This window comes from Antarctobacter heliothermus, assembly GCF_002237555.1.
Taxonomy (GTDB): domain Bacteria; phylum Pseudomonadota; class Alphaproteobacteria; order Rhodobacterales; family Rhodobacteraceae; genus Antarctobacter; species Antarctobacter heliothermus_B.
On sequence record NZ_CP022540.1, the window covers coordinates 4,038,597 to 4,052,183 of the forward strand.

Annotated in this window: 18 protein-coding genes and 2 pseudogenes; 9 read left to right on the forward strand and 11 right to left on the reverse strand. The window is 60.7% G+C overall.

Going from position 1 to position 13,587, the window contains the following annotated elements; all coding sequences use genetic code 11:
- Positions 1–33: 33 nt before the first annotated feature.
- The gene (locus ANTHELSMS3_RS19095; protein ID WP_094036266.1) at positions 34–1,611 is read right to left on the reverse strand and encodes an ABC transporter substrate-binding protein; all 1,578 of its coding nucleotides are present in this window, start codon (positions 1,609–1,611) and stop codon (positions 34–36) included.
- Positions 1,612–1,776: 165 nt separating this feature from the next.
- On the opposite strand from ANTHELSMS3_RS19095, the gene ANTHELSMS3_RS19100 reads away from it, so the two are divergent.
- A complete protein-coding gene (locus ANTHELSMS3_RS19100; protein ID WP_094036267.1) occupies positions 1,777–2,466 on the forward strand; it encodes a GntR family transcriptional regulator in 690 nt (229 codons plus the stop codon).
- On the forward strand, positions 2,463–3,137 hold the full coding sequence (locus ANTHELSMS3_RS19105; protein WP_094036268.1) for a flavin reductase family protein: 675 nt from the start codon (positions 2,463–2,465) through the stop codon (positions 3,135–3,137). Before ANTHELSMS3_RS19100 ends, ANTHELSMS3_RS19105 begins: the two co-directional genes overlap by 4 nt.
- Positions 3,138–3,299: 162 nt before the next feature.
- Here ANTHELSMS3_RS19105 and ANTHELSMS3_RS19110 read toward each other — a convergent pair whose 3' ends face one another.
- The 6 genes and pseudogenes from ANTHELSMS3_RS19110 to ANTHELSMS3_RS19145 all read right to left on the reverse strand — a co-directional run bounded on the left by ANTHELSMS3_RS19110 (position 3,300) and on the right by ANTHELSMS3_RS19145 (position 6,254).
- Positions 3,300–3,731: a hypothetical protein gene (locus ANTHELSMS3_RS19110; RefSeq protein WP_368074423.1), complete on the reverse strand. Its 432-nt coding sequence runs from the start codon at positions 3,729–3,731 to the stop codon at positions 3,300–3,302.
- Positions 3,728–4,132: pseudogene (locus ANTHELSMS3_RS19115) on the reverse strand (zinc ribbon domain-containing protein); the annotation flags it as partial. The gene ANTHELSMS3_RS19110 and the pseudogene ANTHELSMS3_RS19115, both read right to left, overlap by 4 nt.
- Before the next feature lie 35 nt (positions 4,133–4,167).
- A pseudogene (locus ANTHELSMS3_RS19120) lies at positions 4,168–4,627 on the reverse strand (DUF2924 domain-containing protein).
- 595 nt (positions 4,628–5,222) lie between these two features.
- Complete coding sequence (locus ANTHELSMS3_RS19135; RefSeq protein WP_094036271.1) at positions 5,223–5,735, reverse strand: phage/plasmid primase, P4 family; 513 nt, start codon at positions 5,733–5,735, stop codon at positions 5,223–5,225.
- 18 nt (positions 5,736–5,753) lie between these two features.
- On the reverse strand, positions 5,754–5,888 hold the full coding sequence (locus ANTHELSMS3_RS19140; protein ID WP_094036272.1) for a hypothetical protein: 135 nt from the start codon (positions 5,886–5,888) through the stop codon (positions 5,754–5,756).
- A gap of 138 nt (positions 5,889–6,026) precedes the next feature.
- Entirely contained in the window at positions 6,027–6,254 is a 228-nt protein-coding gene (locus ANTHELSMS3_RS19145) for a hypothetical protein (protein ID WP_157733581.1), read from the reverse strand.
- A gap of 251 nt (positions 6,255–6,505) precedes the next feature.
- Between ANTHELSMS3_RS19145 and ANTHELSMS3_RS19150 the strand changes: the two genes are divergently transcribed.
- Positions 6,506–6,631 carry a hypothetical protein gene (locus ANTHELSMS3_RS19150; RefSeq protein WP_094037245.1) on the forward strand — a complete coding sequence of 42 codons (126 nt, stop codon included), beginning with the start codon at positions 6,506–6,508 and terminating at the stop codon, positions 6,629–6,631.
- Between the two features lie 40 nt (positions 6,632–6,671).
- On the opposite strand, the gene ANTHELSMS3_RS19155 is transcribed toward ANTHELSMS3_RS19150, so the two are convergent.
- Positions 6,672–6,950 carry a hypothetical protein gene (locus tag ANTHELSMS3_RS19155; RefSeq protein WP_094036274.1) on the reverse strand — a complete coding sequence of 93 codons (279 nt, stop codon included), beginning with the start codon at positions 6,948–6,950 and terminating at the stop codon, positions 6,672–6,674.
- A gap of 155 nt (positions 6,951–7,105) precedes the next feature.
- On the opposite strand from ANTHELSMS3_RS19155, the gene ANTHELSMS3_RS19160 reads away from it, so the two are divergent.
- Together ANTHELSMS3_RS19160 and ANTHELSMS3_RS19165 are read left to right on the forward strand one after the other, a co-directional pair.
- Positions 7,106–8,029 carry a LysR family transcriptional regulator gene (locus ANTHELSMS3_RS19160; protein WP_094036275.1) on the forward strand — a complete coding sequence of 308 codons (924 nt, stop codon included), beginning with the start codon at positions 7,106–7,108 and terminating at the stop codon, positions 8,027–8,029.
- A 144-nt stretch (positions 8,030–8,173) separates the two neighbouring features.
- The gene (locus ANTHELSMS3_RS19165) at positions 8,174–9,010 is read left to right on the forward strand and encodes a DUF481 domain-containing protein (protein ID WP_094036276.1); all 837 of its coding nucleotides are present in this window, start codon (positions 8,174–8,176) and stop codon (positions 9,008–9,010) included.
- Between the two features lie 117 nt (positions 9,011–9,127).
- Here the strand turns inward: ANTHELSMS3_RS19165 and ANTHELSMS3_RS19170 are convergent, their stop codons facing one another.
- The 3 genes from ANTHELSMS3_RS19170 to ANTHELSMS3_RS19180 form a co-directional block, all read right to left on the reverse strand.
- A complete protein-coding gene (locus ANTHELSMS3_RS19170; protein ID WP_157733583.1) occupies positions 9,128–9,343 on the reverse strand; it encodes a hypothetical protein in 216 nt (71 codons plus the stop codon).
- A gap of 336 nt (positions 9,344–9,679) precedes the next feature.
- Positions 9,680–10,102 (reverse strand): nucleoside diphosphate kinase regulator, encoded by a 423-nt coding sequence (gene rnk, locus ANTHELSMS3_RS19175; RefSeq protein WP_094037246.1) that lies wholly within the window; start codon positions 10,100–10,102, stop codon positions 9,680–9,682.
- A 98-nt stretch (positions 10,103–10,200) separates the two neighbouring features.
- Entirely contained in the window at positions 10,201–10,653 is a 453-nt protein-coding gene (locus ANTHELSMS3_RS19180) for a hypothetical protein (RefSeq protein ID WP_094036278.1), read from the reverse strand.
- Positions 10,654–11,200: 547 nt separating this feature from the next.
- Here ANTHELSMS3_RS19180 and ANTHELSMS3_RS19185 point away from each other — a divergent pair.
- From ANTHELSMS3_RS19185 to ANTHELSMS3_RS19200, 4 genes are all read left to right on the forward strand, one after another.
- Entirely contained in the window at positions 11,201–11,500 is a 300-nt protein-coding gene (locus tag ANTHELSMS3_RS19185) for a DUF1127 domain-containing protein (protein ID WP_157733584.1), read from the forward strand.
- A 119-nt stretch (positions 11,501–11,619) separates the two neighbouring features.
- The gene (locus ANTHELSMS3_RS19190) at positions 11,620–11,940 is read left to right on the forward strand and encodes a hypothetical protein (RefSeq protein ID WP_094036280.1); all 321 of its coding nucleotides are present in this window, start codon (positions 11,620–11,622) and stop codon (positions 11,938–11,940) included.
- Positions 11,941–11,982: 42 nt separating this feature from the next.
- Complete coding sequence (locus ANTHELSMS3_RS19195; protein WP_094036281.1) at positions 11,983–12,915, forward strand: universal stress protein; 933 nt, start codon at positions 11,983–11,985, stop codon at positions 12,913–12,915.
- A 107-nt stretch (positions 12,916–13,022) separates the two neighbouring features.
- Positions 13,023–13,436 (forward strand): Dps family protein, encoded by a 414-nt coding sequence (locus tag ANTHELSMS3_RS19200; RefSeq protein WP_254694781.1) that lies wholly within the window; start codon positions 13,023–13,025, stop codon positions 13,434–13,436.
- The last annotated feature ends 151 nt before the right edge of the window (positions 13,437–13,587 follow it).

A 13,587-nucleotide genomic window follows, 5' to 3' on the forward strand; every position in this document is an offset into this window, starting at 1 on the left:
GGTCGGACCGCCAAGGGCGGTCCGACATCATGCTCAGAATCCGGTGCCCATCTTGGCAAACCAGAGCCGCGGCTTGGCATCCGGGAAGAGCGGCATCTCGGCCACATCCTCGGTCACCGCCCAGGCCATCGGCTGTTGGTGCAGCGGGATCATGATCATCTCGTCCTTGACCATCTTGAGCGCCTCCGTTTGCAGCGCCAGCCGCGCTTCGAGGTCCAGCTCGCTGCCCGCCGCATCGATCAGCGCGTCCAGTTCGGGATAGGACCAGCCGCCCCAGTTGAAGACGCCCGCATTGCCGTCCTTGGAGTGGAAGATTTGCAGCAGCGGCGAATAGCTGTCGAGCAGCGGCAGCGTCGCCCAACCCAGCGTGTAGACGTCGGTCTTGGCGTTCGTCCGCTTCGGCGACTGCACCGCGCGCGGCGCCACGTCGAGCTTGGGCGAGAGACCGATGCGCGACCACATCGAGGCAATGGCCTGGCAGAATTGCTCTTCGTTCACCAAACCGTCGCTGAGGCAGTTGAACTCGAATTCCAGCCCTTCGGGCACACCGGCCGCTGCCAGCAGCGCCTTGGATGCCTCGGGGTCATAGCCCGGCACCGTGTCCAGCGCCTCTGTATAGCCGGGGATCGGAGGTGCGATGGTCGCCCCTGCGGTGCGGGACTTGCCGCGCATCACTTTCTGCTGGATCAGGTCGAGGTCGATCGCCTTGTAAAGCGCCTCGCGCACCGCCTTTTCCTTAAAGGGATTCGGCTCTCCGGTGGTCAGCGTATCGCGGAAGGGGAAACCGATCATCACGGTGCGCAGGTCGACGCCTTCCAGCACCTCGACGTTCGGCGCCGCTTCCAGGCGCGGCAAATCCTGCACCGGCGCGTCATTGGTAAAGCTGATCTCGCCCGACAGCAGCGCGGCGACGCGGGTCGCGGCCGAGTTCACCGGCGTCAGTTCGATCCGGTCGAGGTTATGCTGCGGCTCGTCCCACCAATCGGGATTGACGACAAAGACGGTCTTGGCGTCGGGCTGTCGGCTCTCAACGATAAAGGGGCCGGTGCCGTTGGCATTGTAGGTGGCATATCCCTCGGTGCCCGCGCCCACGTCGGTCGGCATCAGCGCGTCATTCGCGGTCATCCATTCGGCGTCAAAGATATGGATGTTGGTCAGGTCGTTCAGCAGCAGCGGGTAGGTGCCGTTCAGCGTGATGTCGACGGTCAGATCATCCACCACTTTGGAACTGACATAGGCCGGGAGGTTGCCCTTCAGCGGCGATGTTTCGTGGCTGACGCGGGTCAGCGAGGCGACCACGTCCTGCGCGGTGAAGGGGTTGCCGTTGTGAAAGGTCACGCCCTCGCGCAGCTTGAAGCGCCATGTGATCTTGTCATCCAGGATTTCCCAGCTTTCCGCCAGCGCCGGCTCGATTTTCAGGTCCTTGTTGTAGCGCACCAGCCCTTCATAAACGTGGTTGAGCACGTTGATGGTGAAGCTGTCGCCAAACGAATACGGGTCGAGTGAGCCGATATCGCGGTTGGCGCCCCATTTCAGCACATTCTCGGCCTGCGCAGCGCCTGACAAAGAGGCAACTGCCGCGGTCGCGAGCAGGAGATGTCGAAGTTTCATGTGTCTGTCCCTTTTCCCGGTGGATTGTGTTTTGAAGTCGGTAAAATTGGATACGATGTATTTTGGGTGACACAGAGAATCCAGCAACGCAAGCAAATTGTATCCAATTGACTGACTAAACTGAATACGATAGTGATTGTGCGAAATTGATAGGCAGAGCGGACCATGAGTGAGAATAAAACGACGCTGACGGACGCGGTGCATGACCTGCTGCGCAAGGCGATCATCGAACAGGCGCTGAAACCCGGCATGAGACTGCCGGAGGATACCGTGGGCGAGCAATTCGGCGTCTCGCGCACCATCGTGCGCCATGCGCTGGTGCGGCTTGAGCATGAAGGGCTGGTGGAGACCCGCCGCAACCGGGGTGCTTTTGTTGCCGAACCGTCCCGCGATGAGGCACAGCACGTGTTTGAAGTGCGGCGCTGCCTTGAAAACGATGTGATTCGCCTGCTTTGCGAGCGTATGCCGGGCAGCGGCTACGACCGGCTCGAAGCCCATGTGCGCCAAGAAGAAGCGGTGAAAGGCAAGGATGGCCCGGTTTCGATTCGCCTCGCCGGGGAATTTCACGTGCTGCTGGCCGAACTCACCGGCAACCCGGTGCTCACCCGCTACGTCTCCGAGGTGGTGTTGCGCTGTTCGCTGATCATGTCGCTTTATGCCCGCAGCCATTCCTCGGATTGCGCGGTCGACGAGCATTCTCAGATCATCGAGGCAATCCGCGCCGGCGACGCGGCGCGTGCCATCGAGATCATGGAGCATCATCTCGGCGCGGTGGCCGGCCGGGCCGCGCTTTCCGCGCAGCCAGATAGTATCCAATCCATTCTCTCACATTACGGCAAGGAACTGGCCCAATGACCCTGAAAGACGGCTACCACGCCTTCGACTTTGCCGATCTCTCTGCCCGTGAGGCCTACAAGGTGATGATCGGCACTATCGTGCCGCGTCCGATCGCCTGGGTGACCACGATTTCTCCAGAGGGCATCGTCAATGCTGCGCCCTATTCGTTCTTCAACTGCCTGTCCGCCGATCCGCCGATCCTGGCCCTCGGGGTCGAGAACAAGCCCGACCGCAGCTTCAAGGACACCGCCCACAACATCCGCCTGACCGAGTGTTTTACCGTCAACATCGTCGATCGCGCCAATGTCGCGGCGATGGCCAAGACCGCAGCCGGGTTCGGCCCGGAGGTCGACGAGCTGGAAGTGGCCGGGTTGACCGCCGCGCCCGGCGACCGGGTTGCCTGCCCGCGCATCGCTGAGGCGCCGGTGGCGTTCGAATGCGTCCGCCATCTCGGCATCGCGCTCAGCTCGGCGCGCGAGATCATCCTCGGTCGGATCGTGCGGGCGCATATCCGAGAGGACATCATCGATCCGACCAGCTTCTACTCTGACCACGAAAAGCTCGATGCGTTGGGACGGATGGGCGGCAACGGGTATGCCGGCACGCTGGACTACTTCGACTGGCCGACGCCATCGGCCGAGGACCTGCTAAACCCCGACAAGACACACGTTGCGGTCAACCAAGGATAGACCTTGACTGCGGTATGTGACAGGGGACAACCGAAAGACCTTCATTTGGAGGTCAGTAAACCATTCGCGCCCCATGCGGTGAAACGCGAGCAGGCGCTGCACTGCTCGCCCCACGGCAATCAGCATGCTGCGCTCTGCATGAATGTCCAAACAGGTGACGCCTCATCCAGCGCATATTGATGTTTCGAAGGTCCGGACTGGGCCGCGAGCGACGTTCATATGAATTGTACCCGCTGCTTCTCCCACACGAGAGGAAACGGCTTGAGCACCCGCGCCAACCTGACCTCCGGCCCCTGCTTCCCATCTAGGATGACCTCGGCAGTCTCCGACGCAAGTAACCGTCAGCCGCAGAACCCGGGTCATGTAGGACGGGGCGATCCCCTCGCGTTCGGCCACTTCTGCGATTGTGGTGAACTCACCAGACTCCAGCATGCGTTTCCACCGAAACGCGCGCGCCTTGAGCAGTGTGTTGTCGGTCCTGTGCGACAGGGCAGCGCCGTCCGGCAGCTGGATCTGCTTCCGTCCGCCGCGCATCACGACTCGGAACGGGACGTGCAACGTCACCGCTTCGGGGATCGGTGCCCCGCGGGTCATGCTGCGGCCTCGATATCGACGGCCAGCATTTCGCGCGCGAGGCCGCCGAGACCGTCCACACGCAGCCGGACGTTTAGACCCTCGGTTCCTATGTCCACGCGCTTGACCAGCAGCGGCACGATGCGTGCCTGCTCGGCAGGAAAAAGTTCGTCCCAAATCGGATCAAGACAGGTCAGTGCGTCACGGGCGTCGGCCTCGGTGATCTCGCCATCCTGTGAGCGGGCCGCCTTCCACGTGCCCGCGACGATCTCGGGCTGGCGGAACACGGCGCGGAGTTGGTCTATGACGGCGGCCTCGATCTCTCCCGCCGGAACACGGCCGACCGGGCATGATCCTGCACCATGTTTGAGCACCGTCTGACTGACATAGTATCGGTAGAGTTTCCCGCCTTTACGGGTGTAAACGGCGCAGCGCAGTTCCCGGATAATCGGTTTGGTCATGTCCGCCCCCGGTGGTTCTTGAGCCCGAAGAACACCCAGCCGTTCCAGCGTGTGCCGGTGATCGCGCGGGCAATGGCCGACAGCGATTTGTAAGGGCGGCCCTGCCAGTCGAAGCCGTCAGAAGTGACGGTGACGAGATGTTCGACGCCCTGCCATTCGCGGATCAGGCGCGTGCCGACAATCGGTGTCAGGCGGTGTCAGGTCAGCGCGGATGCGACTCTTCTTGCGGTCACCGCCGTCCAGTTGTTCGCCGAGGGCTTCGAGCCGTTTCACCGTTTCCGGCTTCAGACCGCCATAAGCCAGTTCTTGGATGCGGTAGGCCAACCGGCTTTCCAGATAGCGGCGTTTGAACGGTGGCGGCTCGCTGTCGAACAACTCCGGCCATTGCTGCTTCAGGTCGGGCGTCGGGATGGTCTTGAGCGCGGCGAGGCGCGCGGGGATGGTGTCGGGGGTCATGTTGTCTCCTTGTGCGAAGTTGTATGAGCCCCCTGGTCGGGAAGAAAGTGTAGAGGAAACTTTCCATTTACGTCAGACACCTGGCCACCCCAAGCATCCGTAACCGGATCAGCCCGAGGGCAAGGACCTTGCAGAGCGCGGCGCGACTCTCCTGAGGCATCAAGTGGTCCGGTTTGATCGGATTGGGGCCGCAGGATTGGGGTCGTTTCATGTGGCGGCCTCGTCAACAGCGGTGTCGTGGCGCTGAGACAACCCGACCCAGCCGCGTGCTCTGTTGACCGTGGCTTGCCGAAATCCGCGCTGCCGCAAAGCGTCACCCAGGAATTTGGAGGACCCAGGCGGGCACCCTGCTTCTTCGGCCCAAGACTTCCAGCTGGAGAACAGCAATTTGGATGAGGCGCGCTGTTTCGGTCCCTCGGAACATTTTTCTGCGATCCACTGTCCGACCAGATCTTCATCTTCGAAGTACTTCGCAGCGGCCTCGAGCACGCAATCGGGCGGTGCGAGGCCGATGCACTGCCAGTCCGCGCAGCCCTCCATCATCCAACGCAGGATGCCATCACGCTCGGCCCTGAGTTTTTCGACGAGTTGCAGATCACGACGCGTTGCGGGAATGGTGACTGTGAACGGAACCAGATGAAGGCGCCGCCGCGTCGCTTCGCCGCATCCCATAAGGTGGGGAGCGATGATTGCCGGCAATGACCAGTTTGAACTGCGGTGTGAACTCGAAGTGGTCCTGACGCATGAAGTTGGCGTGGATTTTTTCGCCTCCGGTAATGGTCTTGATGCGACCCTCGGCCCAGCTGCGACCTTGTTCCGTTTCGGGCACCAAGACGAGGTGGGCGGCCCGGAGCCCGGCAAGTTCCGTGAGATGTCGCGTGCCGGGGGCTGACATGAAGGCGTCAAGCGATGCTGTAGCGGCATTGTCGCCGAGAACGTGGGCAATTGTGCTGTGAAACACCGATTTTCCGTTTGCACCATCGCCATGCAGGAACGCGAAACTCTGTTCGCGCGTCGAGCCGGTCAGGCTATTGCCCGCAAGGCGCTGGAGGTAGGCCGGCAGGTCCGAATTGCCACCGGTGATTTCTCCAATGAAGGCACACCACAAAGGGCAATCACCCGCAGGTTAGGCTATGGTCATCTGGGTCAGTAAGAGCGCAGGGTCGTGTCGTAGGATCTCGCCCGTTTCGAGATCGAGGATGCCTGCAGGTGTGTTCAGGAACATCGGATGCGCGTCCCAGTCCGAGGTTCGTGCAGCCATGCGCCGGTCGCTGCCCGCTATGCGGAGACTGGAAGTGACGTCCGGTCACTGGCGATACGGCAAGCTTCGGCAAGGCGAACACATTGTGCAGCGGAGCTTCGGCAAATCATGCGCGCCAGCTCGCGCGCGGTGCCGGTCTCATCGCGTGACCAGACCTGACCCGTCCACTGAAATCAAGGCCCGAACCTGTTCGAGTTCACCGCCGGAGGCAACCTCCGTCAAGCGCCAGTAGAGATGGCGCTTGGACTGCCCGGCTTCGGTGATCCCGCCGGAGGCAACCTGCAGCGTGGAGGAGGTGCCCAGGTGGCGGACGGCATGGTCACACTTGCCGGCGGTACCGCCCGTGTCGAGATCGATGACGACCACGCAGGTCTGGAGAATGTTTTCGGCGCGGGCAAATCTGCCTGATCCGGCCGTGCATGGCACGACAAAGGCACCGCAGGTATTCTGCGCCGCCTTGTCCTGAGGTCATTGTCCGGCCAGGGCCATGATGGCGGGCCGTAAACCCAAGCCCAGGCCGAGCACGCTGGCACAGACCCCGCTCTCGGCCCTGCGCCCCCTGCCCTGCCCATCTCGATCGCGTGGCGCAAAAAGAGTGGCGGCGGCTGGCCACGCCGATGTTTGAGGTCGGCATCCTGCCACTGGTGGATCGCGCTGCGCTGGCGGCCTATTGCTACGCCTATGCCCGCAGGGTCGAAGCGGAGGAAAGCGCGGGGCGTGAAGCTAGGCAATGCGAAGAATAAGCGGTCCGCCAAGAAAGCACTCCATGGGAGCGCGATGAATTCACGGTTTTGGATCAACCGGTCTCTCTGGTGACATGCTCACTTCTTTAAGGAGCTTGATCGCATCAGACATTGCATCGGCCATCAGCAGCCCGCCCTTGTCCCTGAGACGGCTCGTCTTCAGGCGCTCTGAAGCACTTGTGAATCCTGAGGGGGCATTGGCTTGTGACACTATTTCATAGGCCTCGGTGAGGCGGCGGAGCACGTTTGCACCAGGGTCACCAAGGGCTTCCACCAGCTTGATGAGGTCTGGGAGAGAATGATCAAAGGCAGTACCCATATTTCCCTTCAGGAGATGCAATTGGAACCGTCTACCTGCACGGTGCCCTTGGCCACCGATAGGACCAACTGCGTCAACTCATAGCGACAAGTGACTTCGCCAGGAAAGCGAATTATAATTGCGGTTAATCGCAAAAAAACTCATGGATAGACCTGTTGGATATCGCTCTGATCCGGACCTTTCTCGAAGTTGCCTCGACAGGTTCATTCGTAAATGCCAGTGAACGCCTGTTCGTGACCCAATCCGCGGTAAGCCTTCGGGTAGCGCGGCTGGAAAACGAGCTTGGCAAGCCGTTGTTCACCCGATCGAAGGCCGGGGCGGAACTGACACCGGCAGGCCGCGAATTCGAGCGCTACGCCCTGTCGCTGATCAGGATCTGGGAAGAGGCCCGGCAACAGGTCGGCATACCGGAGGGCTATAACAAGTCGCTGAGTATCGGCGCGCAGTATTCCCTTTGGCCCAGCCTCGGTTTCAAGTGGATCGACCTCATCCAGTCGCGGATGCCAAGCCTGAACGTGCGCGCCGAATTGGGGATGCCCGACCGCCTGACCAGGTTCATGGTGGAAGGGACCATCCAGATCGCGCTGATGTATTCCCCGCAATTGCGACCCGGATTGATCGCATCCCGGGCGCTGGACGAAGAGCTTGTGTTGGCCGCCTCGGTGCCCACAAGTTTCGATGACATCGCGGAACACTACGTCTTTGTCGACTGGGGACCGGAATTCGTACACGCCCATGCGCTTGACCTGCCGGAACTCACGAACCCGGGTCTGACGCTGTCTCTGGGGGCAATGTCGGTGCATTATCTCCTGTCCCGCCCGGCCGCGGCCTATCTGCCCGCGCGCTACATCAAGCAATACCTCGATGCCGGCCAATTGTTCCTTGTGCCGGACGCCCCGGTCTTTCCCTACCCGGTCTGGACCATCTGGCGAGAGGACCTGGACGAAGACATCCGCCAGACCGCCGAAGCCGCACTTGTGTCAATTCAGTCACAGATTCACAAGGATCAGAGCGCCGTGATTTCCGATCTGGTCGAGATCAGCGCGGGTGACACCGTGGAAGTGTTTGGAATAGAGTGATTTCATTTTCACATGACTATTCATCACCTCAAGCATGATTATAATGAATTTAACTCTTTGGTCGCGGTCCCCTAAATCGACTCCAGCAGAACCTGCTCCCACTTCCGGGAAGGTTCACCACCAAGTTGGGGAAGGATTAAACCAATGAAAACCCAAGCCAAATTCGGCGCAACCCTGATCGCGCTGATTGCTGCCCTGTCGGCCTCTTCCGTGTCCGCCCAGGACCTGACCGGCCGCGGATCTGTCGCGAAGGATCTGAACGAAGACCTGATGGATGCCATCGAGGACGATGCCGAGCGCGACCTTGACCGCTTTGGCAACGAAGGCCGCCCGCAGGGCTTCACCGGCTCTTTTGCGCTGCGCGGCATTGCCTCCAGCGGCAACACCGACAGCCTTGACGTCGGCGTCGGCACCGACATGAGCTACGTCTGGGGCCTGAACGGCATCCAACTGCAGCTGAACTATGCCTACGGCGAAGATGACGACGTCAAGACCGAGGAAAGCCTGTTCTACGACCTGGAATACACCCGCGACTTCAACCCGGCCTTCTTCGGCTTCGCCAAGGTTCAGGGCACTGTCGACGAATTCTCGGACTATGAAACCGACACCTTTGCCTCGCTCGGCTTCGGCTACCGGATCTTCAACGATGAAATGCGTCAGTGGTCCGTTCAGGCAGGTCCGGGTTACCGTTTCTCTGAACTCTCGGACATCACCCGGGGCGACATCAGCGAAGAGGCGCTGGGTTTCAGCTCTGACTACGCGCACAAACTGACGGACACCCTGTTTCTGACCAACGACACGGACGTGATCTGGTCGAAATCGGACACAGTGGTCTACAACGACCTCGCCCTGAACGTCTCGGTGACCAACAACATGGCGCTTCGGACCAGCGTGCTGACCGAGCACCACTCCAAAGTGTCCCGGGGCGTGAACCACTTCGACAATACCTACGGCGTGTCACTGGTCTACACGTTCAACTGATCCCTTTTCGACCTCATGTGACCTTGGGGGCAGAGCAATCTGCCCCCTTTTTTCTTGTGCCAGACGAAGGAGGAACGTCATGCCAGTTCAGAATGAAGGCTTGGAACCTAACTGTGGCTATCTGGAAATCTTTTCGACGCAGCAATCCGGAAAGGTTTTTGGCCACAGGCTAATTGGCGCAAAACCGGGACCACAACTGCTTGTCACCGCGTGTGACATGGCGGCAACGAAGACCTTCGAGCGGCTGTTGAAGATGCCAACTTTGCCTTCGTCGCGTTTATCCGGCTCGACCTCCTCGAGAACCCCACGGAGGATCTCGATCAATTCGGACATATCGGAGTGATCAACCGCACACTGGTTTTGGCCGACAGGGTCACAAAAGACGTACCGCGGCATCACTACCACTTAGTTCTTCAGGCATGCACGCAGCTGGGCATGGTTGCCGGCCGCCGTGTCCCCAATCAAGCCGAACCGATAGGCGTAACGACTGGAAGAAAAAGGCGGACCATGTGTTGTTTGATATTCATGAGGGGTTCCCCGGCGACTCGATACGGTCACATCAACGATCGATAGCGCCCGCACCAATTGATACCATTGGTGCAGGCGGTGCCGGGGCCAATCTGGCGTCGCGCGGCGTAGGTCTTATTTATTGACTGTTTTGGTGCATTCTCAATCGACGGAATTGGGCGCGTCCACCCGGATCACCGTCAGCATGTTGCGTTGACCTGCGCGGGTATCCCAATGAAAAACGGCACCTTCTGCCAAGCCCAAAAGCGCGACACCGATCGGCGTGACCAACGATACGCGTTGCCGCGCGATGTCGGCGTCCTCGGGATAGGTGAGCGTCACGGTACGCTCGACGCCGGTGGTTTCGTCGCGATAGGTGACGGTGTTGCCGATTGCCACGACATTCGATGGCATCCTGGCCGGTTCGACAATTCGGGCGCGCCCGATTTCATCCAGCAGCCGGTCGGCCAGTTCGGGATTGCGCTCGATTGCGCCCTCGGCCAGCGCTTCGATATGCGCCAGATCATCGGCATTGATGACGATCTTCGGGGCACGCGGGCTGCGCTTGGGTGCATTTTTGGTCATTTCGCTGATCACTTTCGATTTCCTTTGTGCAAAGGGATAGAAGGCGCGTGGCTTGCGTGCCGCCGCCTGTTGCTGATGTCTTGGTTGGTGGTTCGGGGTCAGGTCGGCGGCGAGACGGCGAGGACCCTCACCGACTTGATCGATCCGTTATCGAACAGCAGCGGGGCCCGTTGCCCGACCGTCATACCGATCAGCGTCGCACCAAGCAGCGAGGCCACCGGGATCACATTGATGCCGGACGCAGATCTGGCGCGATGGGCCAACAGGCCAGTCTGCTCCGGCCCGCGGTCCACCGAATAGGTCATGCATGAGCCTCCGATCACCTGATCGCTGGCGTAGAAGTTGCTGACCGGCTCGGTCATCATGATCTTGTCGCGCAGTACATAGGCCAGCAGGGTCCAAGCTGGGTGCTTGGATTTCTCGCATTCTTCCAGATGGCGCTGAAGCTGCAGATAATCGGCGGCGGGCAATGCCGTTCCGGTGCGCGGTTGCATGCCGGTGTAGTACTTGTTGCTGGTGTCAGACGAACGGCGGGCGTGGAGTCCGGTCATGATCTCTCCTCGGGCGATCTTATCGCCACATGACAAATTTAGGATTGTGAGGAGACCCCGGGAGGTTCAGGAGGCGCGTAGGCGCCTACACCGCCCGGGGACGCGGGCGGTTCAGCAAAAGAAATCGGAAATGATCTGCGTGAACCAACATGCCTCTTGAGATAGGTATCGGGCGCGCCTGCGTCAATCTAATGAGGGTGCATTGCAGGGGAGTGTGGGAAACAGGCGCATTGTAGCCACGCTTGTTGGCCATAAAGTCGCAGCCTGCCCCACAGGCTTGAAAGCACGCCCCGCGCCGGGCATCTTCAAATGATGTCGATGTTCATGCTTCACACGAGGTTCCTGCTTTTCGCAGGAAATCTGCTGAACCGCCGGTAACCCCGGGCGGGGCTGGCTGAGTTGTCAGCCTGCGCTACGGGGCTTCATTCGATCTTCCCTTGATCACAATAAAAGACAAAGGCGTGTGCGTCGCCCGGTCACTCTTTGCGGACTCCCGCAGGCTGTCCGGCTGATGGGGCGCGTTTGTCGTGGTTTCAGCAGTCTCGACATGGAGAACGACATGCATCCTTATCTGGTACCTCGTAACTATCTCGCATCCACGCATCCCGGCGCACGTGCATCTTGCAAGCGCACAAAGGACGGTGGCGGCATTCGCAAATGGTTGCGGGCCGCCTATCGAAACTGGCAGCGCAACAAGTTGATCGCTGCTTTCCAGTCACTGGACGACACGATCCTGCGCGACATCGGAATGTCGCGCGGTGAGATCCACAGCATCGTCGATGGCTTCGACGAGAATGAAATGAGCATGGCTCCCATCAAAGCGACGGACGACGCCCGCAAGTGGTAGCGGCTTCGCGCACGGTCCAATGACAAGACCCTCGCACATGATGTTTCCGTGTCGCCGGGTTCCGGCGGCACGGGATGACTGCGTTCAGTTCTCTTTTCTGCGAAAGGACTCGAGAGACAATGATTTGCAATGCCGACTTCGACGACTTGTTTCCCGCCTTGTTCCAGCCCGAACATGTCCCCGCCGTGCAGCCAACCACCAAAGCACCGAGCGCCGCGTGCATTGCCCGGTGGGAAGACGATGGCGGACGGCATTTGCCGACCGCACCGCAGGTTCGCGCGGCGCCCGTTCGCCGCCCCGCATTCGGCTCTGACATTGAGCGAATGGTCATGGCCGGGGCCATCGCGGCGACGGCACCTGCAGTTGCAACCTATGCGGCGGCTAGCGCCATGTTGTCGGCATACGACACGATGCACCCACGCCGGTCTGTCATGTTCTGATCCCCGGCGCGCTATCCCCGTTTGATAGGAGGAGTACACACCATGAAACCCATTTGCATCATCGCGGCGATAGACCGGTTTCCGGAGGACGACGCTGTCCTGCTGCGCGGTAGCGAGGTCGCGACCCGTCACGGCGTGGCGCTGACCATCGTGCATGTCGTTGATTTGCCGGATCACTCGGCCTCAGCGGCGCGGATCACCACCTTCTGCAGGCAGGCGGAATTTGCCGCCCGTGATAGGATCGAAGCGGCGCTGCTTCGGCATGGTATCGATCCGGCCAAGGTCAAGATATGCGTCGAGACTGGTGTCCCGTCAGAGGAGCTGATCGAGGTCTGCAAGGTTCTTGTACCGATGCTTGTCGTCATGCGGGCGCATCACAAGCCCTGGATCGACAAGAGGCCGCTTGGCTCGACCACCGAGAAGATGATAGCGGCCAGCCATGCGCCAGTGTTGATTGTCAAACCGACGGTCGGCAAGCGCTACGACCGCGTGCTTCTGGCGATTGACGGCCCTGACGCTGCACCAACGGCGCTGTCTCTTGTCACGGCTCTTTTGCCGGGTGCCAAGGCGCACATGGTGCAGGCCGTCGCCGTCGCACCGCAACTCGAACAAGCCATGCTGCGCGTTGGGCTGGCGCGGAGCGATCTGACAAAGCATCACGATATGCTCGCGCAGGACGCCGCAGCGCGACTGGGATCGCTGGCCGCTGGGCTGCGGCCGCGCGCGACCTGGCAGGTGCTGCGTGGCAATGCGGCGCAAGAACTTGCTCGCGCGACCCGCGCGCCCGATGTCGACCTAATCGGGCTTGGCCCCTACCATTCCGGCCTGCTCTCGCGTGTTTTCATCGGTAGCGTCACGCGGCGGTTGTTGCGAGACGCGGGGTGCGACGTGCTGATCGGCATCCCTCCCCGCACCGGCGTGCCGGATGTCATTGCGCGGCGCGATCGGACGGTCGCGCAATCTGCCAACACTTAGCGACCACTCGAAATATAAAAAACCAAGGTGACGACCACTTTGCGAAAAGCCCGAAAGGACGCATCGCCGAGATCGAAATACTCAACGTCCTTTCGGTGGCAGAAGCCTTGGCCGAGGTTCTGACTGACACCTATCGGCTTGTTCTGAAATCGCGCACCTACCATTGGAACGTGACCGGTCCGTTGTTCTACTCGCTCCACGAAATGACCAAGCCGCTGTATACTGACATGTTCGCCGCTGCGGATGTGCTGGCAGAGCGTATCCGTGCCTTGGGCAAGCCCGCTCTGGTCAACCTCGGCAGTTTGATCGCGGGTCCGAGTGAACGGTATCCGGACGGCAGCCTTACAGCAGACGACATGGGTCGCGATTTGCGGGCGGACCATGCTACGTTCGCGCAGCGGATGCGCGCGCTTGTCCTGACCGCCGAGGCCGCGGGTGATCCGGTGACCGCTGATCTCGCCACCGAACGCGCAGCGTTTCGCGAAAAGACCGCTTGGATGCTCCGCGCCACCGCGACCTGACGTCCCCTGTCAGGCGCGGGTCGCATGCGGCGCGTTTCCGGGGCTGGGATGAAATGATCTGTCAACAGATCAGCCCCGGCCCAGCGCCGGGGCCTTTTCAACGCTCTGCACCTGAACCAATAACTGCCGAGATCCTCCAATCTGCCCTGAG